Source organism: Rhodovulum sp. 12E13 (assembly GCF_003340565.1).
Lineage (GTDB): Bacteria > Pseudomonadota > Alphaproteobacteria > Rhodobacterales > Rhodobacteraceae > HLUCCA09.
Window position 1 is genome coordinate 1 of record NZ_QPLK01000112.1, and the last position, 964, is coordinate 964.

1 protein-coding gene is annotated in these 964 nt (G+C 68.5%); it reads right to left on the bottom strand.

Features of this window, described 5'->3' with window-relative positions:
- Positions 1–7: 7 nt before the first annotated feature.
- A partial coding sequence (gene tuf, locus DLJ49_RS21320; protein WP_115395495.1) for an elongation factor Tu occupies positions 8–964 on the bottom strand: 957 nt, incomplete at its 5' end.

Below are 964 nucleotides of genomic sequence, written 5' to 3' on the forward strand. Positions count from 1 at the left end.
CGCGCGATCACTCGATGATTTTCGAGACGACGCCGGCGCCGACGGTGCGGCCGCCCTCGCGGATGGCGAAGCGCAGCTTCTCCTCCATGGCGATCGGCGCGATCAGCTCGACGGTGAAGCTCACGTTGTCGCCCGGCATCACCATCTCGGTGCCCTCGGCCAGCGTCACCGTGCCCGTCACGTCGGTCGTGCGGAAGTAGAACTGCGGCCGGTAGTTGGCGAAGAACGGCGTGTGGCGGCCACCCTCTTCCTTGGTCAAGATGTAGGCCTCGGCCTCGAACTTGGTGTGCGGCGTCACCGAGCCCGGCTTGCACAGCACCTGGCCCCGCTCCACCCCGTCGCGGTCGATGCCGCGCAGGAGCGCGCCGATGTTGTCGCCCGCCTCGCCCCGGTCGAGCAGCTTGCGGAACATCTCGACGCCCGTGCAGGTCGTCTTGCGCGTGTCCCGCAGGCCGACGATCTCGATCTCGTCGCCCACGTTGATCACGCCCCGCTCGACGCGGCCCGTCACCACCGTGCCGCGGCCCGAGATCGAGAACACGTCCTCGATCGGCATCAGGAACGGCTGGTCGATCGGCCGCTCGGGGGTGGGGATGTACTCGTCCACAGCCGCCAGAAGCTCGCGGATCTTCTCCTCGCCGATCTCGGGGCTGTTGCCCTCCATCGCCGCCAGCGCCGAGCCGGCGATGATCGGGATGTCGTCGCCGGGGAAGTCGTAGGAGGACAGCAGCTCACGCACCTCCATCTCGACGAGCTCCAGCAGTTCCTCGTCGTCGACCTGGTCGACCTTGTTGAGGAACACCACCAGCGCCGGCACGCCCACCTGCCGCGCCAGCAGGATGTGCTCGCGCGTCTGCGGCATCGGCCCGTCGGCGGCGTTGACCACCAGGATCGCGCCGTCCATCTGCGCCGCGCCCGTGATCATGTTCTTCACGTAGTCGGCGTGGCCGGGGCAGTCGACATG